Below are 22,046 nucleotides of genomic sequence, written 5' to 3' on the forward strand. Positions count from 1 at the left end.
CGGGCCCCGCCTAAAGAGACATCACACGAGAGACATCGCGAAGGGCTGGGATCAGCCTCCGCGCTGGGCCTCTTCCATCTGCTCTTTGAGGAGATCGCCGAGGGTCGTCGCCGTGGATGGATCGCGCGAGTAACCCTTGATGGCCGCCTGCTCTTCCTCGACATCCTTCGCCTTCATGGAGAGCGAAAGGGTCCGGTTCTTGCGGTCGACGCCCAGGAACTTGGCCTCGATTTCCTCGCCTGCCTTCAGAACGGCACGTGCATCCTCGATGCGGTCGCGCGAGATCTCGGAGGCACGCAGATAGCCCTCCACACCGTCCGCCAGCGCGATGGTCGCACCCTTGGGGTCGACATCCAGGATCACGCCGGTGACGACGCTGCCCTTCTCGTGCAGGGCCACGAAGCTGGAGAAGGGATCCTTATCCAACTGCTTGACACCCAGGGAGATACGCTCGCGCTCCGGATCGACCGACAGCACGACGGTTTCCAGCTCGTCGCCCTTCTTGTAGCGACGCAGGGCCTGCTCGCCGGCTTCGTCCCAGGAGATGTCGGACAGATGCACCAGACCGTCGATGCCGCCGTCCAGACCGATGAAGATACCGAAGTCCGTGATGGACTTGATCTTGCCGGAGACGTGATCGCCCTTCTTGTGGGTGACCGCGAACTCGTCCCAAGGATTCATCGCGCACTGCTTGATGCCGAGCGAGATGCGGCGACGCTCCTCGTCGATATCCAGCACCATGACCTCGACCTCGTCGCCGAGTGCCACGACCTTGCTCGGATGGATGTTCTTGTTGGTCCAATCCATCTCGGAGACGTGGACCAGACCCTCGACACCCTCTTCGATCTCGACGAAGCAGCCGTAGTCGGCGATGTTGGTGACCTTGCCGAAGACGCGGGTGCTCTCGGGATAACGGCGCGAGATGTTGACCCAGGGGTCCTCGCCCATCTGCTTGAGACCCAGGGAGACGCGCTGACGATCACGGTCGAACTTAAGCACCTTCACGGTGACCTCGTCGCCGATCTCGACCACCTCGGAGGGATGCTTGACGCGACGCCAAGCCATGTCCGTGATGTGCAGCAGGCCGTCGATGCCGCCCAGATCCAAGAAGGCGCCGTAGTCGGTCAGGTTCTTGACGATACCCTTGACCTCCATGCCCTCTTCCAGATTCTTCAGCAGCTGATCACGCTCGGCGCTGTATTCCTCTTCCACCACGGCGCGGCGGGAGACGACGACATTGTTGCGCTTGCGGTCGAGCTTGATGACCTTGAATTCCTGCTCCTTGCCTTCGAGGTAGGTGGTGTCGCGCACGGGGCGGACATCGACCAAGGAACCCGGCAGGAAGGCGCGAACGGTGCCCAGGTCGACCGTGAAGCCGCCCTTGACCTTGCCGTTGATCATGCCCTTGACGGTGTCGGCAGCCTCGAACGCCTTCTCCAGATGATCCCATGCGGCGAACCGCTTTGCCTTCTCGCGCGAGAGACGGGTCACGCCGAAGCCGTCCTCGACCGCGTCCAGGGCGACCTCGACCTCGTCGCCGATCGCGACCTCGAGCTGGCCATCCGGGCCGATGAATTGAATTCTGGGGATCACGCCCTCGGACTTGAGCCCGGCATTGATCACAACGTTGTCGGAGGTGATCTCGATCACGGTTCCGATGACGATGGTGCCAGGCTGCAGCTGGGTGGTGCTCAGACTCTGTTCAAATAGTTCGGCAAAGCTTTCGGTCATAAGATGAAATTATCCTGAGAACGGCGCGCTGACCCGTCCCATCCGGGACGAGGGGTATGAATGAGATGAAAAGGTCGGCGCATTCGGCACCGACCCGACTGGATCGACAGAAGTCCCGCTGGACGGACTGACGATTTCTTAGAGGACCAGCTCCGGAAAGACGCGCCTCACCTCTTTCAGGACCCGATCGAGCACTTCTTGGATCGACATCGCGGTGGAATCCACGATCACCGCATCCTCCGCGGCACACAAGGGTGCCACGCTGCGACCACGATCACGCGCGTCGCGCGCCCGGATGTCTTCGACAAGGGCGCAGAGGTTAGCATCCAACCCCTTTCCTTTCAACTGTTTATACCGGCGATCCGCACGCACCTCGGCGCTCGCGTCAAGAAAGATCTTCAACGGGGCCAGCGGGAAGACGACCGTGCCCATGTCGCGCCCGTCGGCGACCAGGCCCGGCGGGCATGCCATGGCGCGTTGGCGCTGCAGCAAGGCATCGCGCACCGGCGGATGAACGGCGACCCGCGAGGCGGCCATCCCGGCCTGCTCGGTGCGGATCGCCTCGCTCACGTCCTCGTCGTCCAAGAGCACCCGGCCCGAGACGAAGGCGACCGGCAGATCGGCCGCGACCTCGGCGACGGCGCCGGCATCGTCGAGCGCAACCCCGCGGCGCTCCGCCGCGAGACCGAGCACGCGATACAGCGCGCCGCTGTCCAGACACCGCCAGCCGAGTCGGTCCGACAGCAGCTCGGCGATGGTGCCCTTGCCCGTTCCGGACGGACCGTCGATGGTGATGATCGGGGCGGCCTCGCTCATAGACCCGTTGCGCCAGGCAAAGCCTGGAAGGAGAGGAAGATAGCGAACGGATAAGCCAATCGGAAACTCCTTTTTGCGACCCACCGGGTGCAAGTCCCGAGCCGGTAAGGAGTGGCCATCCACCGGAACCGAGTGTTGTGTGGTGCGGGAGCGATCCCGCCTGCGAAGCGTACACAGGGGGCGTGCAGGCCGTGTGATGGAGCCCCGTTACTGAGTTCAGCGGAGCCGACGTATTCGGAACACCGGAAGGCAACAGTTTCGGCATCGTAACGGCCTGATGTCGAGACTCCGCCGGGGTCTAAGAGCAGGGCATGTACGCACGGGTCGTCCAGGAACCTGGGAGCGCTCAGTTGCTCCTTGCCCGAGACGCGGCGCGGGCACCGCGTAAGAAGCCGCCCCGGCCCGACGGCGCTGGTCCGGCCGACGGGAGCGAACAGGACCGACGGCAAGGTAGCGCCAAGCGAAGGCAACGAAGTGCGGCGCGATGGCGACTGAGCAGTCAGAGTCGGCTGATAGTACCGTTGAGCGTGGGGAACGCACCCGAGCGGACCCATGGGAGGGAAGCGGCCGATCGGTTGAGACACCTTCTGAAGGGACGATGGCGTGAACATCGAGTCACCTGACCATCTGAACAGAACGACAGGAGATCGCGACATGGGCTGAATGGTCCATCGGGTGTGCGACAGTTGTCGTGCAGCGAGCGCTCAACCGAGGAGCCGGATGCGGTAGTCCCGCACGTCCGGATCTGTGGGAGCCGCGGGTGGGTAACCACCCGCGGCCACCCGGTACCACGTCGCCGATCGCAGCCGTAGGATGGACAAGCGAAGTAGGGTGGACAAGCGAAGCGCAGTCCACCAGCGCCGCCCCCGAGTCGGCTGGACTTCGCTCTCGCTCGTCCACCCTACGGCCGGGATGAGAAACAACGCCGCCGGGGCCGACATCGCCTTAGCCCCGCGTCGCTTGGATGCTCAAGCCGGCGGCTCCAGCCAGCTCGACGAATCCGGGGAATGAGGTCTCCACGTTGGCGCAGTCCCGGATCGCGACCGGGCCGCTTGCGCGCAAGGCCGCGATGGCGAAGGACATGGCGATCCGATGGTCGCCGTGGGCATCGATCCAGGGCGCATCGATCGCCGGCGCATCGCTCGTCGTTCCCAGCGCCCCGCCGTGGATCCGCATCCCGTCCGGCAGCGGCTCGGCGCACACCCCGAGCTTGGCCAGACCGTCGGCCATCACCTGGATGCGGTCGCTCTCCTTCACCCGCAGCTCCTCGGCGCCGGTGAGGATGGTCTCGCCCTCGGCGCAGGCCGCCGCGATAAAGAGGACCGGCAGCTCGTCGATCGCCAGCGGCACCTGATCGACCGGGATTCGGATCCCGCGCAGACGCGCATGACGCACCCGGATGTCCGCCACCGGCTCGCCGCCGGCCGTGCGACGGTCGATCAGCTCGATATCCCCGCCCATGGCGCGCAGGATGTTGATGACACCGACCCGTGTCGGGTTGATCCCGACCCCTTCCAGGATCAGATCCGAGCCCGGCGCGATACTGGCGCCGACGAGAAAGAAGGCCGCCGAGGAGATGTCGGCGGGCACCGTCAACCGACAGCCCGTCAGCCGTCCGCCGCCGGTCAGACAGACCTTGGCCGCTTGACGCCGAACCGAGTAGCCAAAGGCCGTGAGCATGCGCTCGGTGTGGTCCCGCGTCGGCGCAGGCTCGGTCACGCAGGTCTCGCCCTCGGCATAGAGGCCCGCCAGCAAGAGGCTCGACTTGACCTGCGCACTGGCCACCGGCATCACATAGTCAAGACCCGTCAGACGCACGACCGGCGTGAGATCCAGCGGCGCCGTACCGCCCTCGGTCGTGCCGATCCGCGCACCCATCCGCGCCAACGGCTCGGTCACGCGCCGCATCGGGCGTTTGGACAGAGAGGCATCGCCCGTCAAGGTCACCGGGAACGACTGCCCGGCCAAGAGACCCGAGAGCAAACGCATCGAGGTGCCGGAATTGCCCATGTCGAGCGGGCCGTCGGGGGCCTGAAGACCCCGCATCCCGACACCCTGCACGCGCACCTCGCCGCCGTCGGGGCCATCGATGTGCACGCCCATGCGCCGGAAGGCGTTCAAGGTCGCCAAGGCATCGGCACCCTCGAGGAACCCGCTGATGCGCGTCTCGCCCTCAGCGATCGCGGCCAGCATGATGGACCGATGCGAGATCGACTTATCGCCGGGAACGCGCAGGCGCCCGCGTAAGGTGCCGCCCGGCGCGACCAGGTAGCGGGTATCCGAAGGCTGTGCCAAGTGCTCTCCCGCGCGACTGCGCCCGGACGGTGAAAAGCCCGGTATGTTAGTCCTGCCGGGGGAGTGGGTAAACTGCGGAATCCTCGGTGCGCACGCGAGCCCCCGAAAGCGGGCCGGTAGAGTGGACGAGGGAAGCGGGCCTCGATCATCGTTTCGGTCACATCGGCAGGTGAACAGGTCACCGACCGCGACCACCCGGGGAACCCATGATGCCTGGACGAAAGCATGACCAAGGCCAAGCAGGGGGTGGTCGCCTCCATGACTCGACCGGTGAATCATCAGACGTGAAATCGCCTAAGCCCTGCGCACGGTGTAGCATGCCGTCGACGTGCCGGGGGCTGACCGCAGCCGTTGAACCTAAACCGCGCCGCCGCCGGCGGTCGTCAAATCTGCCGGGACCGATCCCATCCAAAAACATCGCATACCGCACTGGGCGCGGTTCAGGGCATCCATTCCGTCATCAGGACCATCATGTCGATTACCGAAAAACAAAAACGCTGGCTCAAGAAGCAAGCACACCACCTGAAACCCGTCGTCACGCTTGGCCAGCATGGGCTCACGGAGGCCGTGCTCGCCGAGATCGAGCTGGCGTTGAGCCACCATGAGCTGCTGAAGGTGAAGGTCAATGCCGGCGATCGCGACGAGCGCGACGCCGCGATCGCGCTGATCGGCGAGCGCACCGAGGCCGTCCTGGTCGGGCGCATCGGTCACGTGGCGTCCTTCTACCGCGCCAATCCCGAAAAGCGCGATCCGATCCTGCTCCCGAACCTCTGAGACCACCTCGCCGATCGCATCGGCCGGACGGACAAGCAGCGTAGGATGGGTAGAGCGCCAGCGAAACCCATCCTCCAAACCACCGCGTTGCCGGGTTTCGATCCGATGCCCTGGGCTCGGTCTGGTGTGTCTGGAGTCGGACAGGGTCCTAAACCGCGCCCCCGCTAAAGGCCGTGGATGCACCAAACGTCGAGCTCACTCGAAAATGTCGCATCTCGCTCTGGACTCGGTTTAGCGGTGTTCTTCGACATAGTCCTGCAACGCACGGTCGATACGGCGCTCCCATCCCTGCTCGCCGGCGTGAAAGTACTCAAGCACCTCGCGCGACAGGCGCAAGGTGACCGGCTGGCTTTGCTCTCGCACATCCATCGTCTGGGGCTGGCGCCTCCTTGGAGGTTGAACGACGGCGCCGCGCCAAAAAGACTCGACCGCCGCGGGGTCGCTCGCGTCGTAGGCGCTCTCGGGATCGGACGCCGAATCCGGCGCCGCATCGATCAAAGCGCGACGCTCCTCATCGCTTTCCGGAAACCGCTTGGAGATAGATTCTGGTTTCATGTTTCGTTGCCCTCGCTGACAACGATGCGCCGACGATGGCGCCGGATGTCGGGTGGCCCGGCTCCAAAGCCAGACGCAAAGTGAAAATGACGCATGTCGCTTTGGACGCGGTTTAACCCTTCACCTTCAACGGCGCAAGCATCCGCATGGTGCGGATCTTCAGCTCGACCCTGAACTCGAGCGTTTGGTCGGCGCTGGGCTCGGCGTCGAGGGTGTAGCCGGTCTCCTCGATCGTCGCGTTCTCGGGCAGCTTGGCGGGGTCGATGGTCACGGTCCAGGTGCCGGGTTGCAGACCGGCGAAGCGGAACTCGCCGTTGCCGTTGGTGAGACGGCGATAGACTTGGTCGCCGCTGCGCACCTCGACCAGGATCCCGCCCAGGCCGCGGCTCGGTTTGAGCTCCTCGGAGGTCGGTGGCGGCGGGGCTTTCACGCCCTGCCCGACGCGCACGAAGGTCTGCGACGGCAGCAGGCTGGCGTCCGGCTCGTAGAGCTGGACCTTGCCGGCGATGGTCGCACCGCGGATGAAGGGCACGTCGATCGACGCACCCGCATCGAAATAGAGATCCACCGGCCGCGGCATCTCCAGCGTCGGGATCATCCCGACCGGCAGACTGCCGCCCGCGAGCGTCAGGTCGTAGACGCCCAGCTTGACCGACGGGAACATGAAATAGCCGTTCTCGTCCGTGATGGCGACCAGACGATCCAGCTTAAGCACCACGTTGGACAACCCGGCGCCGGTCTCTTGGTCGAATGCACGGCCGCGCACGGTCGCCACATCCCGCCGGGGCACGGTCGGCACCTCGATCGGCACCATGTAGGAGAGCATGATGCTGTTTTCCATGTTCATGCCGTTGTCGTAGATGGACGCATAGCGCGAGCCGTGGCGCGCCTGGACCGTAATCAGGCTCCCGTTGTCGCGCCGATACCGGTAGGACGCGTTGGCGATCACGCTGTTCTGGTTGTTGTATTGCTGACCCTGGACATTCAGGCTCAGGTCCGACTTGGGGCTGACGGCATAGTTCACGCTCGCCCCGCCCGTGAACCGCGCTGCTTGATCGAAGGTCGCCGCGGCCTCGTTCTCCCACGACAGATAGCCGCCCAGATTCAGGCGCCGCGTCGCGCGCCACGAGAGCGACCCGCGAAACGCCTGCGTCGCGGAGCTCTCGCCGGTGACCCGGTCGTATTCCTCGCCCAGTTCGAGGCTGGTATTCAGACTCAGATTCAGATCCTTGAAGCTCTTGCCGTAGCCGAATCGAACGCTGTTCTCGACCTCGTCGAAGGTCGGCGCCGGGTTCAGATCGCTGCGCTGACGACGACGCAGCTCAACCGAATAGCGGGTCTCGTCGGCCGTGCGCCAGTTGAACCGGATGCCGGCCTCGTGCTCCTCGCTGTCCGGCCCGTACCAACCCCAGTTCTCCGGGTTCCAGTAGAAGTCGTTCTCGTCGACGTACTGGCGCCGCTGCTGTGCGTTGAGATGGTCGCGATCGTAATGATAGAAGGCGGTCAGACTCCAAGGCCGATCGAGCGGCGCATAGTCGACATCCAGATAGGCGCGATCCTGATTCTGGTAATAGCCGGCATAGTCGGGCGAGGAATACAGCAGGGTCAGACGGTACCGCCAAGGCGCGCCCAGCTTGACCAGATTGCCCCAAAAGGCCATGCCCGATCCCGCATCGCCGGTACTGCCGGCAACCTCGACATCCAAGACCGTCTCGGGTGTCAGATCGACCGTCTGGCGCACGCCGAGGATCCGGTTGTGACCGTTCTCGTTGTCGGTTTGGTCGAGAAAGCTCAGCCCCACCATCCAGGTCGGGCGCAGCGCGTAGAGGAGTCCGAGCCCGGTCTGGTGGCCCTGCAGAAAGGCGTCGTCGTCGCCGAAGTCGAAGGAGCCGACATGATAGGCCGAGAGTTCGATGCCTTCGCCGCGCCACGCGAGTCTGGCCCCGCGTCCGCCTATACCCATCTCGGTGAGCGGCGACAGACCATAGCTGGCATCGCCGAGGGTCACGTCGAAGTCGCGCCCGCGATAGTCCACGTAGAACCAGCTGTCCTGTCCAAACACCGTCTCGTCGTTCAATCCGGGCCAACGCAGCAGAAAACTCAGGATCCGCTCTTGGGTGCCGTCGACCGATCCGCTGCCCGACCATTCAAGCTGCACACCCGCTCCGTTTTGACCGTCGTCCCGCCCGCTCCAGCTTCCGCCGACGCGGCGCGTGAAATAGGTCTTGATGCTGTGCGGCGGCGCCTCCTTGCCGGTCACGCGAGGCAGGGTCTCCACACTGCGCTTGGCGGTATCCGTGAGGGTCTCGCCCTGATCCCCCACCGCAGCGGTCGCGGTCAGGCTGATCTCGTCGCGCGTCGGCTCGGTGAGGGCAGGCGGGCGCACGGTCATCTCGATCGGCTGCGACTCGCCCGGCGCCAGCGTCAGGGTGCCGACCGCGGGCTCGATCTTGGACTCGCGGCTGCTCTGTGCGCCGAAGCCGACCGTCAGCGCGGTATTGCTGGAGTTGCCGATCTGAAAGACCGCCTTGTAGGGTTCGTTGGCGATGGCGATGCTCGGCATCTCCAGGATGTCGACCTGGAGCTTGAAGACGGGCCGCACCCGCACGTTCAAGGTCGAGCCGCCCAAGGCACCGGGGCGACCGCGAATGCCGACCTGATAGCTCACGCGATACCCGCCCGCCGCCGTGCCCTCGGGCACGAAGAAGCTGACCAAGCGCATCACAGTCCCGCCGGGCGGGAGCGTGAAGGGGAATTCGGGGGTGATGGCGCGCCAGCCCTCGGGCATCAGCAGCCGACCTTCCAGGTCCGCCGCGCCGCCCGTACGGTTGGACACCTGAAAGACCACCGTGACCACCTCGCGCGGATCGACCGTGAAGACACGCGCGTCCATCGGGCGCACATCGACACCGCGTGCTTGCGCGAAGACCGGCGAGGGCGTCAGGAGGAGTGCGAGAAGGACCCAGGAGAGGAGTGCGAGACCCGGAAGCAGCCGCTCGAACCACCGCACACCGCGCCCGCCGCGCCGGGGCGCGTATCGGGATGCGAAGTCTGCGTGGTTGCGGCCGTCGGGCCGGGACATCCGGAAAACCTCCGGGTCGCGGGCGTCGACCGTCTGGACCGCTGAGCGTTCGGACGCTCACCGGCATGTCGGCCTTGCGCGAACCGAGGCACCGCATCCGCCGTGAAGGCGAGCGGCGCGGCGGTCCGAGCCTGAGCCGGACCGGGAGCGACAGATCCAGTGGCGTGCGTCACCCTTGACCGAGCTGTGCGACCTTTGGGCTTGGCCGATCGGTCGCGGGTTGTTGTTCTGTTGTTCCGTATCGAGTCGTCGCGGGCCCAGGGCTCCGCCCGGGAACGCGACGCTCGTCCTTGTGAGTTCCCGAACGGAGGGAGCCGGGAAGGGTTCTGCCCGCGCCTGTCCTTAGCGGCGTCCTTGGCTTGAACCCGACCCGACGCCGACCGCCGGGAGTGGGTGACGCGTGTCCTTGGTCCGGGCTGACCGCCCGCTTCCGCGGGCGGTCAGCCCGGACCAAGGAGGTTATTCGATCTCCAATTCGACGTTGGCGCCGAAGAGGTTGTCGCCGGTGCCGTCGGCGACGACGAGGCCGAGATACTGGCCTGCGGGAGTCTTGCCGAGATCGATCTTGAACCGAGCGGAGGTTCCCGGGAACAAACGCGTGGCGATCCCCTGGAACTTACCGATCGGGTTTCCCGAAGCGCTATAGAGATCGAGCGAGAGCGTCGGTCTCAATAAGCGTTGTCCGGTGTTCTTGACATCGATCGCGAAGAGGCGCTGATCGTCATCCTTGATGACCTGCGGATTGGTGAACTCCAGCCCGGCCGGACCCGGGCTACCCAAGTGCGTCACGACCTGAATCCCGTAACGCAGCGTCTGCTTGATGCGCGCGGTCCCTTCCGGAAGCTCGGCCGCCGATTCTCCCGAGTCCGGGGCGATCGGCTCGACCATGATCAGGCTCCAATAGCTACCCGACAGACTCGTGCCGGCGGGAACCTTGACCTCATAATCGAGTAGCTCGGTCCCCTTGGGTGGCACCGTGACCAGCTCGCGACTCAGGCTGACCCAGCGCGCATTGGAGCGCGGAAGCCGTCCGGGTTCACCGTACTCATTGCTCCCATCAGCCGTGAAGCTGTAATCGGTCTGGTAGACCTTCGCCTCGGCGGGCGTGTCGGCGAGATTCTTCAAGACGATGGTTCCACGATAGGTTTCACCTGGCGTGGCAACCCTCTCTTGCGTCATATCACTGTTGACAAAGACCCCTGCCGACACCGAGCTGAAGAGCATCGACGCTACGAGAGCCAACGCGACAGAGACCCAACCCATCGATCGGCACATTGCCGAAACCCTCGTCACTGGACCGTATAGAGGACGGTCGTCTCATAGAAACCAGGCGGTTGGCGGATCGAAACCCCCTCGAGCCTGAGCTGAATCCCGATACCGCTGCAATCGCCCGTGCCGCTGAACAATTCCTGACCCTGATCGCTCACGGTTAGATAGTCGAGCCCGCCGATCAGGTTACCGCAGCTTCCGCTGCCATTGCGCCGAACGGCGAGCGTAACACCCGCCGGCAGACTGAATCCGGAACGGTTGACGACAAGACGCCAAGGCGCCCCGCCCGTATAGGCCACGCTAAGCGTCGCCTGATAGGCCGAACTCTCGATGGTGAAACGGAAATCCGTCCCGGCCCCTCCGACGAGCTCGGGCGCTCCGATCGTTGGCAACCAATCGCCCATGAGGCTGACGCTCGCCGCGTTCGCGCCGGGAATGGCACTGAGCGATAGCACTCCAGTTGCCAGCATGAGGCCGAAGATGTGCATGGGATGAATACTTTGGGGCACGTGGAGTCAAGCCGTCGAACGGATCCCTGGACGGCCACGTGGGCCGTTCGGGATCCTTGCCGAAGACACTGCCCTCACTCGAACTCAGGTGTTCGTGAGTGTCAAGGTCACCTCAGCCTCGGCGCGTGGCACGACACCCGCTTCCACGTCGGCACTGAAGCGATAGGTGATGGTCTTGTCGGATTCGGCCACGGGGTCGATCCCGGTGACGACATCTTGAGCATCCGCCTTGGCACCGGTTGACCGAGTGTTCAAAGAAACACCATTCTCACCTTCACCTGTTCCCTCGGAAACGGCGCCCGTCGGTGCTGCTAGCGTGATGAACAACTCGGTATGCGCGGGCATATCACCGGTCAACACAGCCGTGACCTTCTTCGCGTTCGTGCCCTTGTTCGACGTGATCGCCCAAGTGGAGCTGGCATCCGTGTCGTCGGCAAGGATTGCCCCGGCCGCGCCATCTACTGTCGTATTGATGACCAGATCGCCTGGATCGCCGTCCACCGAAATCAGCGCGACCTCGTCAATCTGGTAACCCACGTCCTGACTAGCTACGTTCGTATCAGCCGCGAACGCGCCACCACCGACGAGCATCCCCATCGCCGCCGCCAATGCCGTCAGTTTCATCGTCGTGTTAGTTCTCATCTCATTCACCCTGTTCTGTGCGTACTGTTGATACTCGAAACGGCGGATCGGCGAGGCTTGTCCGGTCGGACACGCGGCCGTCCCTGGCCGACCTCGATCGTCCGGAAACCCTCCCGGGCTTGACGCCGCAGTGGCCCCGAACCCTCGATGCGGTCTCGGGGCTTAGGCCCGTTGCTCGATCCGCATGGCTGGAGTATGGTCGGCGGTGACTCGCGGGTGAAATACCTTTAGGCTATGCTTATATACCCGGAAGCTATAGGGCCGGATGCCCAACGCAAAAGGCATCTAAGGCATTGAAACTCAGACAATTAGAATATTTCCACGAGGTCATCGAGCAGGATTTCAACATCTCGGCCGCCGCCAAGACGCTCTACACCTCTCAGCCGGGCGTGAGCCGCCAGCTCATCGAGCTGGCCGACGAACTGGGGGTGGAGCTCTTCCTCCACGAAGGAAAGCGCTTGGTCGGTCTGACCCGTGCCGGGATGGAGATCGCCGAGATCGTCGCGCGTGTGCTGATCGACGTGCGGCGGATCCGCGAGATCGGTCGCTCGATCGCGAACGATCGGCACGATAATCTGAAGGTCGTCGCGAATCGGCACGCCGCGCACAACCTCCTGCATCATGCGGTGGTCGACTTTCACGAGATGATGCCCGAGGTCAATGTGACCGTCTCGGAGGAAAACACGATCGAGGCGATCGCCATGCTGCGGGTCGGCCAAGCCGATTTGGGACTGCTGGCGGAAGGACCGGACCAGGATCCGGACCTGCTCTATTTTCCGGTCGAGGAGTGGCGGCTGCTGTTGGTCGTGCCGCGGGACAATCCACTGCGGCGGATGCCGATGATTGGGCTCGAAGACCTTGCGCAGTATTCGGTCTGCTCCTACGAAACCATGGCCCCATCGCGCCTTGTCATCGACCAGGCGTTTGCTCAAGCCGGACTCGACTCTCCGGTGAACATCTCGTTCGCCAGCAGCCACCTGATCCTGCAGTTCGTGAACAGCAAGATCAGCGTCGCCATCGTGGCGGAATCCGCCTTTTCGGCCGCCGAATACCCGAATCTATGCGGGCTGGATGTGACCCATCTGTTCCGGCCCTTGACGACGGACCTGGTGCTGCCGCGCTGGGCCTCCCCCCCGCGCCATGTCTTCAACTTCCTGAGCGTCCTCGCACCGGAGATCACCCCGACCACCATCGGCGACGCCATCGGCTCGTAGCTCGTAGGATGGGTAGAGCGAAGCGAAACCCATCCTCCAAACCGCCGTGGTTCGTCATCGATGTGTATCGGAAAAAGCCTGCCGGACGATGGTCTCGACGCGCTCGACGACATCATCCGGCAAGCTCGGAAAACTCGAGCGTTTATTCCGCGAGAGTGTTCCACCGTTCCCCTGAATCATACGCACCAGGCGACTGATGTCTTTTTGCGGAAGATCGAATTGCGCATCGATGCGCTCAACCGCCTGATCATAGCCGCTCAGATAGGCAAGCTCGCGAGGAATCTCCTCCTCGATGGCGACCTGGATCATCGCGGTCAAAAAGCGCACTTCCCGATCGGCACAGAAATACCGATAGGGCGTTGGCCCGGGATGGCGGAGAATCTCCGGGCCATCGTCATGGCGGCGGTAATCCCACAGCCGTGTCGTCGGCTCGGAGAATCCAGTCAGTACGGCATGATACTCGGGGATATTTTTCATGATCACCGCCGACACCGGTACGATCAAGTCCGCCGGGACCAAGCCTGAATGCGCCAACACCTGATGAATCAAAAAGCGGTGGAGGCGTCCGTTGCCGTCCATGAACGGATGCAGATAGACGAAACCGAAGGCAGCACAGGCGGCTTGGATGAGCGGATCGATGCCGCGCGAGCGGTCATTGATGAATGACTCCCAACCCGCCATGGTTTCGCGCAAGCCCTCCGGCGGGTGCGGAAAAAAACGGATACGGCCTGTGTGGCTTTCCAGCCAATTCTGCCGCGTGCGATAACCGGCTTCCTGACTATACACATCCCGCACGGATGCATTCTGAATCTCGACCAACCGCTCCTCGTCGATGGCGGCCTGCTCCGACACCTTGTGGAGCAGCTGCACGAAACGCGCCTCCTTGCTTGCGCTCGGCGTCTCGCGCTCGATGGCAAAACTCCCGCGCGTCTCCGAAAGATACAGATACTGCAGAGTGCGCGCGTAGCTGCCGTCCTGGCGCGCCTGGGCGGCAAACGCACTCAACCGGGCAAGCAATGACGGCAAGAAGTCGCATCCGGGAGCGGCCGTGCGAGAGACCACCGGGCAGAAGCGGCGATCACCCAATGCGTTGTCGAGCACACGGTAGGTCGCCTGTCGTCGTGGATGCGCCGCAGTGACATAGCGGTCGGAGGGAAAAAGTTCCACATAACGTGCCGAGACCGCCACGCCGGCATCCAACGGGGCCTCGTAGAACCACTCCCACAGAAACGCGATGCGCCGCACGGAGTCGCCGTTGGGGGTCGCCCGCAATCCGGCGATGACGTCCTCGCGGGCAATCTGCCGAAGAGCCGCGGCGATGACCGCCAGATCGACGCCTTCATGGCGCAGCGCGAACCCCAGATGGCCAAGCGGGCTATCGTCGAGCGCCACACTGACCGGAAACAAGATCTCGGCGTCGGTGTCCACCCGCCGATTGACCGATCGCGACGTGCGCGCCACGGGTCCGCTCTGCACCACCGGCAGGCCGAATCGATCGATCAGGTACGCGTAACCTAGACGTTGCATCGCGCGGTCGCGGGCAGCACTCGAAAAAACCTCAGGGGCATCGAAATGAATTCAGATCATAGCGCCAATCAGGCCGATCATCGAAATCGTCTCATTATGAGTCCCTGGACCCAGGTTCAGGGTCAAGCCGTGGCCGTCGTCCATGACAACGCGTAAATGCAAGTCTGGCAGGGGCAGACCTGAGTCTTCGTGTTCGTGTTCGTTGTCGTTGTCGTTGTCGTTGTCCTATCGATGCTCGACAACGACAACGACAACGACAACGAACGGTCTCGATACATCTCACGTGCTGTACTAGGTTGTGCTGACGATAGGAAGCACAACTTCCGCCGACGGTTGCTTGTGCCTCGCATGCTCGACACTCCGGCATGAAAATGTCTGGAGACCGACTCAGTCCGTCCGCGGTCCGAAGCGGTCGAAGGCATAGACGAGAAGAAATCCCAGCGTGCAGGTCAAGACGGTGCCGAGGACCAGGGGGTCGCCCTCGTAGCCGGAGGGCAGGACGTTGACCTCGGAGAGGATCTTCTCGGGCGTGAGACCGTCGGCGGCCATCACGACCTGACCCGAGCTGTCCCGCAACCAGTCCGCGGCGTTGCGCCAGGGATAGACCTTGTTGAGCGAGCCGACCAGGAATCCGGTCAGGATGGCGAGGGTGAGGCTTCTGTAGCGCTTGAAGGTCCAGGAGAGCAGGCGCGACATGGTCATCATCCCGGCCAGACAGCCTAGGGCGAAGACACTCAGGATCAGGAGCTTATCCAGCGAGAAGTCGACCAACAGCCCCTTGAGGGTGTCCTGGATAATGAACTGATACATCCCCAGCACCAGCAGCATAAAGCTCCCGGAGACGCCCGGCAGCATGAGTGCCGAGATGGCGATGGCGCCGCAGAGAAAGACGAACCAGAGCGCCTCGTTGCCGCTCGCGGGCGTGAGCATGGTGATCCCGAACGCCAGGATCGCCCCGAGGACGAAGAGCCCCACCTCGCCGGCGCGCCATTGCGGGATACGCCGGACCATAAAGAGGATCGAGGCGAGGATCAGCCCGAAGAAGAAGGCCCAGATCAGCGGCGGATAATGCTCGAGCATCCAGGAGACACCGAAGACGCCGACCAGGATGCCCATCGCCATTCCGGCGAGCAGGAGCGACAGGAAGCCCCCGTCGATCGCACGCCAGAGACCGGCGAGCCCTTCGCGCCGATACTCGCCGATCAGCCCCGGGCCGAACGCCTTCACGGCATCGAGCAGGCGCTCGTAGATGCCGCTGATGAAGGCGATGGTCCCGCCGGACACCCCCGGGATCACCTCCGCAACACCCATGGCACCACCCTTCAGGATCAGGCTTAAGCGCGACATCGTTTATCCTTAAATGATCAATTAAAAATGAAACCGCGCCCGTTGCGGTACGCGTCGCCGGTACGCCGACTTCAGTCGGCCCCCTGGGTACGCCGACTTCAGTCGGCCCTCCCCGGTACGCCGACTTCAGTCGGCACGCCCGGGTACGCCGACTTCAGTCGGCCCCCGGGGAGGCGGACTTCAGTCCGCCCCGCGGGCGCTCTCGGGCGACTGAAGTCGCCCGTCCCCGGGTGCCGGATGAATCCGGCGGACCCGGGTTGCCGCGGTATGCGGCAACCAGCGCGCAAGCGCCTCGGCGAGGGCCTCGGACTTGACCGGCTTGGCGACATAGTCGTCCATGCCCGCCTGCAGACAGGCCTCGCGGTCGCCCTGCATCGCGTTCGCCGTCATCGCGATGACGGGGATGCGGCGGTCGAGCACCGGCGATGCCTCCTCGCGGATCCTCCGCGTGGCCTCGAGTCCGTCCAGGACGGGCATCTGCACATCCATCAGGACCAGGTCGTAGGGGATGGTGCTCAGCGCCTCGATCGCTTCCAGGCCGTTGCCGACCGCATCGGCACGCAGCCCGAGCCGTTTGAGCATGCCCAGCGCCACGGTCTGGTTCACCGGGCTGTCCTCGGCCACCAGGACGAGACCCTGCAAGCGGGCGGACCCGGCCGACTCCTCGATCACCGAGGTGCGGACACCGGCAGGCTCCGCAGGCACGCTCGGCGAGGTCTGCTCTGCGACCGGGACACCCAGACGCGCCGTAAACCAGAACTCCGAGCCCCGCCCGGGCTCGCTGCGGACACCGACCTCGCCGCCCATAAGTTCGGCCAATTGCTTGCAGATCGCAAGCCCCAGCCCGGTTCCGCCGAATTCGCGCGTCGTGGAGGCATCGACCTGGCTGAACTTGCGAAACAGCAATTCCTGTTTCTCGGGTGCAATGCCTACACCCGTATCCCGAACGGTGAACAGCAAGGTCAGCTCGGGGTCGGCGGCAGGCGCCCGCTCCGGCACTGAATCAGGCACTGAATCAGGCACGGGATCCGGCATGGGCTCCGGCATTGGCTCCGGCTGTACCGCGTCGAGTCGCCGAACCTCGATCACGACCTCGCCTTGCCGCGTGAATTTGATGGCGTTGCCGGCGAGATTGTTGAGGACTTGACGCAGCCGTCCCGGATCCCCGCGCAGCATGACCGGAACAGCCGGATCCAGCGCGGACACGAATCGCAGACCCTTGGCAGCGGCCTGCATCGCCAGGCTTGCGGCAAAGTCGTCGAGCATGCGATGGAGATCGAAATCCAGGATCTCGAGATCGAGCTTGTTGGCCTCGATCTTCGAGAAATCCAGGATATCGTTGATCAGCGACAAGAGTGAATCGGCACTGCCGCGCACGACCTCGGCGAAATGCCGTTGTGTCGCGTCGAGCTCGGTATCGAGCAGCAGCCCGGTCATGCCGATGACGCCGTTCATGGGCGTGCGGATCTCGTGACTCATGTTCGCGAGGAACTCGCTCTTGGCCACATTCGCGAGCTCGGCCTTCACCGCCATCTCGTTGGCGCGGACGTTGGCGGCACGCAGCTCCGCATTGGCCGCCCGCAGCCCTTCCTCGGCCTGTTTGCGCATTTCGGCGTTCTGTATCAACTCCGCGAAGACCGACAGGAGCGAGCGCTCCACATCGGTCCATTCACGCGCATCCCGAACGGCATCGAACCCGACGAATCCGAAACAGACCTCGCCCTTCATCAACGGCAATGTGATGAGTGTCTTGATGCCCTGCGGCTCGAGCACCTGCCTGAGATGCCTGTCCGGCGGCAGATCCGAGACGAGCGGGACATGCAGCGGCCTGCCCGCGCGGTGGGTGTCGACCCACTCGGGGAAGAGCCCGCACGGCAGATCCCGCAGGTTGTCGATCTCCGGCGTCACACCGGGTGCGCACCACTCATGGGTGTTCGACATGACACCCGCGGCGAAGTCATAGCGAAACAGATAGGCGCGATCGATGTTCGCGAAGGCTCCGATGCGAGCCAACGCGCGATTGATCTGCTCGTCCAACCGGTCCAAGGGCACATTCACGAACTCCATGGCCAGGTTCATGATGATCATCTGAAGCCGCGAGCTTCGCGCGAGATCCTCGCGGATCAGCGACTCCTCGGTGACATCCCGAAACACCAGCACGGCACCCAGGACGGCGCCGTCCGCAAGCCTGATGGGTGCGCAACTGTCGGCGATCTGTCGGTCGATACCCTCGCGGTCGACCAGCACGGATTGATCGGCCAAGCCGACCACCACGCCCTCCGCCAGCGCCCGAAAAACAGGGTTTTCCGCCTCCGAGCGTGTCCGCGCATGGATGATGCGAAAGACCTCGGGGATCGGGCGCCCCAAGGCATCGCCCATCGGCCAGCCGGTCAGGACCTCCGCGACGCGGTTGAGACTGGTGACCCGACCCGCGGCATCCGTGCTGATCACGGCATCGCCGATCGAACGCAGCGTGGCCTCCAAGTGGCCCTTGCCCTCCTCCAGCTCACGGGTGCGCTCCAGCACGGTGCGCTCGAGCACACGGCGCCGATTGGAATAGGTCCCGATAAGCCCGCTCAACGCGAGGGTCAGGAGCAGGCCGGAGACGCCCACCACAGCCGCCGCACGCTGCGCGTACAGGGACGAAAACTCGGGGCCTTCGGAGGCGAGGATCGCATAGGTTTGCCCGGAGACGAGCAGTGGACGAAACAAAGACGCCGCACGCGCGCGATCGGTCGGGAGGGTCGACCCGAGACCTCGGCGATCCGCGGCGGCAGTGGATGCCAGGCGTTCCGGTCTTTCACCCGCGCGCAGTTGGTAAAGGTCCAGGATCAAGACGGACGCATCCGCACGCCGAGAGGCGCCGTTGCTGCGCAGCAGGATCCGATCGAAGTCGATGACCGCAGCGGCGAACCCGCGCTCGCGGCCCGAGCGCCCGACATGCTCGAACGGGCGAAAGACGAGCATTTCCCGACCCGGCCCGTTCGGTCGATTCAGATCGACCGGGTCGCTCCCGGTCATGAGGCCGGAGCGTAACGCCTCGGTCAGCGCCGCGCGCAGCACAGGATCCGCCCCCAAATCCAGCCCGGACAATCTCGCGCGCGCCGACTCGGGGACGACGGCAGCGATCGGGAAGTAGACCTCGCGCGCGCCGGCCGGGATGGGTCGGCCCTCGGCATCCAGCTCACGGATGCCGGTGCCGTCCGGATCGAAGGCGGCACGCGTCGCCGCCGCCACGACCGGCGCCCAAACCCAGGCGTCGATCGCGTGATCGAGCGTCAGAAACCCCGCGTACCCGAGGAAGGTCTCTTGATCGATCTGTTGCGCACCTTCGAGAAAGCGCGCAAGCCCCTCCAGCGCGAAATCGCGGACCCCGCCCAGCTCGTCGGCAACCCGGGCGGTTTGCGACGCGGCGAGCTGCTCGAAGGCGTCTTCGCGATTACGCGCCTCGATCCGTTGCGCCGACCAGGTCGCGACCGCGGTCAGCGTGAGCCCGATCAACACAGCGAGCGCGGCCTCGAGGTGGCGCCGACGGACCTGCTGCTCGGGCGAGAGACGTCGACGTCGAGCCAACGCGGCCGAGCCGCCGAGCAGGATCAGGGCGAGCGTCAGGACGAAGACCGTCGGAACCACGCCGGAATGGACCAGACGACGCCGCCAATCACCCGCGTCGAGATCCACGCCCAGGACCGCAATCACGGCGTCGGTCCCCGGATCCAGGATCGGGACAAGCGCGGACACCCAGGTGCCCCACGCATCGGTGAAAGGACCGTGGACGATCGGCTCGGCGCTGTCGAAGGCCAGATGATCGGGCTCGGCGGCATCCTCGTAGACCTGGCCGGCCGGGGACTCGTCCGGCGAGCCCGCGGGCTCGGAGTCGAGGAAGAAGAAGATGGTTCCGTCTGCCCGACGCCCCATCAGATACAGGAAACGCCAGCTTGGCTTGGCCGTCGTCACGGCTGCGAACTGCTGCTTGAGTCGACGATAGACGTCCGTCGTCAGGTCATCGGGGGTTCCGGACAAGGCGGCGATGCGCTCGACCGGGACGGCCTGCGCCATGATGCGCGCCTCGACCAGGAAGTCTTCGCGCATCTCGCGATCGGTCCGGGAGACCTGCCAACCGACGAGCAGGGTGCCGGCGACCAGAAGGAGGGCGAAGAGCCCGGCGGTCGAGACCACCGTGGATGGGGATTTCGGCGAAACGGCCTTCCGGGAAACGGCCTTCCGAGAAACGACGGGGGTTGTCATCGGGTGTCCATGCCTCGCGGTGTTCCTCTTGAACCGATCAGCGCAAGCCCTCGGGCGGTCGTGTCAGATCCGGCGCGGATACAACTCCGGCAGGGCCGTCGAACGATCGGACACGGCTGCCTCGTCATCGGACAGACAGGGCGCGAGTGCCTGCCAAGCACCGACACCGTCCCATGCGGCCCCGGCCCCTGCGCCGGCACCGGTGCCCGCATAGAGGGCTCGGTCGAGCTGCGCCAAGGTCTCGGCCGCCGCAGCATCGTCCAGCCGCCGGGCCAAAGCGCCGAGCCCCGCCGGAGCCTGCCCGGCCCAGCGGACCTGCCCCCAGTCCAGCAAGGCGATGCGCGCACCGCGGGCGTCGTTGTCCAGGCAGGTCTGCTCGACGCGCCTGCGTGCTTCGCGCAGCGCCTGCGGCGCGGCGCGGGTTTCGAAGCGATCCGGGGCCTCGCGAAGGCGCGATCCCCGTTTGATCCAAACGAGTGCCGCGAGCCAACCGAGACCGATGAGGCCGAGCGCGGAAAGCCCGAGGCCGATCGGGCCGGCGATGGCCCGACGCAGCCTGTCTTCCAGCATGGACGGCAGAGTACCCGATTGTCGAGGCTCGGCGTCCGCATCGACGCGATCCGGCATGGCGGCCGTGTCCTGCGGCGCCGACTCTCCCGCGCTCCCAAAGGCACCGGTCGACCCGCCGCCCGCGGTTCCCGCCGGCGCAGCGGCCACCTCCAGCGTCCGGGCGGGTACGATCGCCACCCGCTCGCGATCCTCGCCCGTATCCCACCAGGGAACACGCACCTCGGGAAGGGTCACAGGCCCGGGGCGGGTCGGCACGAAGGCCACTTCAAGGCTCCTGAGTCCGACCGGCGCACCCACGCCGGGAAGGTCCTCGGCGCGCGTCTGACCGGGGTAGATCTGCGCGCCGTCCGGCGGATCGAGCATGAGCGGCGGCAACTGGGCCGCGGTGGCGCCGCGCGCAGTGACCGTCAGAACACGGGTTACCGGCTCACCGACCTGGAATCGCGGCGACGCGGGGATCCACTCGTCGGAGATCTCGACGGACTCCGCCGGCAACCAGGGCGAGCTCGATCCGGGTGGTTGCGCACGGACCTGGATCTCCAGGTCGGGGGCACGCTCCACGATCCGCCGTCCGCCGGCGCTCATTCCCGACAGCCCGGGAAAGGGTCCGGCGCCGAACAGCGCGTCGAAGTCGTCAGCCGCACTGCGTCCGGCCGGCCGCGGCGCCGGCATGACCGCCTCGAGCCGCGGACCGCGAATGACGAGGGGGCCGCTTTGCAGCGGCACCACGAGAAAGCGTCGTTCGATGACTTGATACCGCATGCCGTCGATCATCTCCACCGATGCGCGATCCTCGCCGTCGCGCGCGATCGTCGCACCCTCCACCTGCGGCTCGGAGAGGACCGCCCGCTGCGGCGCCTCGCGCTCGCGGTAGAGCACCTGAACGCGATAGTGGAATGCCTGCTGCACGTAGGGAGCCGGCGCGTCCGTTTCGGTCCGCACGAAGATGGGCTTCGGGCCGGCGGCGGGGTCACCGGCCGCGGCGTCCTCGACGACCTCGACCGTGAGCGGCGCGCTGCGCGCAGCGCCCCACACCAGCGTGGGGATCTCCAGTCGACCCAGTCGCTTGGGGGCAAGCTCGATACGCCATTCGCGCGTGTGCGACACGGCGCCGTTCAGAACGCTCATACGCTCGCTCTGGCTCCGACTCAGGATGTCGAAATCCGCCTCCAGGGCCTGGAGCTCGGGCTCCCCGGAGAGTCGACCGTCGCCGTAAAGCTGCAGGATCAGGGTCTCGTTCGCGGCGATTCGCTCACGATCGATCTCGGCGCGAACGCCGTCGGAGACCGTGCCTTGGGCAAGCACCGGAGCGACGACCGTCAGGGCGGTCAACAGCGGAACCGTCAACAGCGTGGCGGCATAGAGCATCGGGAGCAGGACGGCGAGCAGCGGGGGCCGAGGCCGCTTGCCGGTCGTGTTGCGCGCGCGGGGAGGAGATGGCCGGTCGAGTCGAATCACGTTACACAT

At 65.0% G+C, this 22,046-nt stretch carries 14 protein-coding genes; 2 read left to right on the forward strand and 12 right to left on the reverse strand.

Annotated features, from left to right (window positions below):
* Window positions 1-51 precede the first annotated feature (51 nt).
* From rpsA to aroA, 3 genes are all read right to left on the reverse strand, one after another.
* Window positions 52-1,731, reverse strand: a complete 1,680-nt coding sequence (gene rpsA, locus BDD21_RS02090) for a 30S ribosomal protein S1 (protein ID WP_120795733.1) — start codon at window positions 1,729-1,731, stop codon at window positions 52-54.
* 138 nt (window positions 1,732-1,869) lie between these two features.
* Entirely contained in the window at window positions 1,870-2,547 is a 678-nt protein-coding gene (gene cmk, locus BDD21_RS02095) for a (d)CMP kinase (RefSeq protein ID WP_120795734.1), read from the reverse strand.
* A 945-nt stretch (window positions 2,548-3,492) separates the two neighbouring features.
* A complete protein-coding gene (gene aroA, locus BDD21_RS02105) occupies window positions 3,493-4,842 on the reverse strand; it encodes a 3-phosphoshikimate 1-carboxyvinyltransferase (RefSeq protein ID WP_120795736.1) in 1,350 nt (449 codons plus the stop codon).
* A 471-nt stretch (window positions 4,843-5,313) separates the two neighbouring features.
* Between aroA and yhbY the strand changes: the two genes are divergently transcribed.
* On the forward strand, window positions 5,314-5,616 hold the full coding sequence (gene yhbY / locus BDD21_RS02110; RefSeq protein WP_120795737.1) for a ribosome assembly RNA-binding protein YhbY: 303 nt from the start codon (window positions 5,314-5,316) through the stop codon (window positions 5,614-5,616).
* Between the two features lie 231 nt (window positions 5,617-5,847).
* On the opposite strand, the gene BDD21_RS02115 is transcribed toward yhbY, so the two are convergent.
* From BDD21_RS02115 to BDD21_RS02135, 5 genes are all read right to left on the reverse strand, one after another.
* Entirely contained in the window at window positions 5,848-6,171 is a 324-nt protein-coding gene (locus tag BDD21_RS02115; RefSeq protein WP_120795738.1) for a BrnA antitoxin family protein, read from the reverse strand.
* A gap of 112 nt (window positions 6,172-6,283) precedes the next feature.
* Window positions 6,284-9,253 (reverse strand): hypothetical protein, encoded by a 2,970-nt coding sequence (locus BDD21_RS02120; RefSeq protein ID WP_120795739.1) that lies wholly within the window; start codon window positions 9,251-9,253, stop codon window positions 6,284-6,286.
* 459 nt (window positions 9,254-9,712) lie between these two features.
* On the reverse strand, window positions 9,713-10,378 hold the full coding sequence (locus BDD21_RS02125) for a hypothetical protein (RefSeq protein ID WP_245969364.1): 666 nt from the start codon (window positions 10,376-10,378) through the stop codon (window positions 9,713-9,715).
* Between the two features lie 164 nt (window positions 10,379-10,542).
* Window positions 10,543-11,010, reverse strand: a complete 468-nt coding sequence (locus BDD21_RS02130; protein ID WP_245969366.1) for a hypothetical protein — start codon at window positions 11,008-11,010, stop codon at window positions 10,543-10,545.
* A 105-nt stretch (window positions 11,011-11,115) separates the two neighbouring features.
* Entirely contained in the window at window positions 11,116-11,655 is a 540-nt protein-coding gene (locus tag BDD21_RS02135; RefSeq protein WP_147430970.1) for a hypothetical protein, read from the reverse strand.
* 311 nt (window positions 11,656-11,966) lie between these two features.
* Here BDD21_RS02135 and BDD21_RS02140 point away from each other — a divergent pair, with 311 nt between their 5' ends.
* Window positions 11,967-12,887, forward strand: coding sequence for a LysR substrate-binding domain-containing protein (locus BDD21_RS02140; RefSeq protein WP_120795742.1), 921 nt, complete (start codon window positions 11,967-11,969; stop codon window positions 12,885-12,887).
* A gap of 54 nt (window positions 12,888-12,941) precedes the next feature.
* Here BDD21_RS02140 and BDD21_RS02145 read toward each other — a convergent pair whose 3' ends face one another.
* From BDD21_RS02145 to BDD21_RS02160, 4 genes are all read right to left on the reverse strand, one after another.
* Window positions 12,942-14,414, reverse strand: coding sequence for a Fic family protein (locus BDD21_RS02145; protein WP_120795743.1), 1,473 nt, complete (start codon window positions 14,412-14,414; stop codon window positions 12,942-12,944).
* A 387-nt stretch (window positions 14,415-14,801) separates the two neighbouring features.
* The gene (locus BDD21_RS02150; protein WP_120795744.1) at window positions 14,802-15,761 is read right to left on the reverse strand and encodes a DUF368 domain-containing protein; all 960 of its coding nucleotides are present in this window, start codon (window positions 15,759-15,761) and stop codon (window positions 14,802-14,804) included.
* A 180-nt stretch (window positions 15,762-15,941) separates the two neighbouring features.
* Entirely contained in the window at window positions 15,942-20,009 is a 4,068-nt protein-coding gene (locus tag BDD21_RS02155; protein ID WP_120795745.1) for a CHASE domain-containing hybrid sensor histidine kinase/response regulator, read from the reverse strand.
* A gap of 63 nt (window positions 20,010-20,072) precedes the next feature.
* Window positions 20,073-22,037 carry a BatD family protein gene (locus tag BDD21_RS02160; RefSeq protein WP_170164667.1) on the reverse strand — a complete coding sequence of 655 codons (1,965 nt, stop codon included), beginning with the start codon at window positions 22,035-22,037 and terminating at the stop codon, window positions 20,073-20,075.
* Window positions 22,038-22,046: the final 9 nt, after the last annotated feature.

The organism is Thiocapsa rosea (genome assembly GCF_003634315.1).
In the GTDB taxonomy this organism is placed as follows: domain Bacteria; phylum Pseudomonadota; class Gammaproteobacteria; order Chromatiales; family Chromatiaceae; genus Thiocapsa; species Thiocapsa rosea.